This window comes from Allobosea sp. ASV33 (assembly GCF_016428755.1).
GTDB lineage: Bacteria > Pseudomonadota > Alphaproteobacteria > Rhizobiales > Beijerinckiaceae > Allobosea.
Map to the genome: position 1 here is coordinate 1 of NZ_JAELTI010000282.1, position 316 is coordinate 316.

Sequence of the window (316 nt, forward strand, 5' to 3'; positions counted from 1 at the left end):
CCCGCTGACGGCGTACCAGATGGTCTCGATCCTCGAAGGCGTGGTCAACGCCGGCACGGCGACCGTGGTCAAGTCCGTGGGCAAGCCGCTCGCCGGCAAGACCGGCACGACCAACGACGCCAAGGACTGTCTCTTATACACATCTCCGAGCCCACGAGACTCTAGGCGCGATCTCGTATGCCGTCTTCGGCTTGAAAATGGGGGGGGGGGGGGGGGGGGGGGGGGGGGGGGGGGGGGGGGGGGGGGGGGGGGGGGGGGGGGGGGGGGGGGGGGGGGGGGGGGGGGGGGGGGGGGGGGGGGGGGGGGGGGGGGGGGG

Annotated in this window: 1 protein-coding gene; it reads left to right on the top strand. The window is 76.3% G+C overall.

Translation table 11 applies throughout. The features are described 5' to 3' along the window. Positions 1 to 316 (top strand): hypothetical protein (locus JHD80_RS27580; protein WP_199093798.1); only part of this gene is annotated, 316 nt, incomplete at both ends.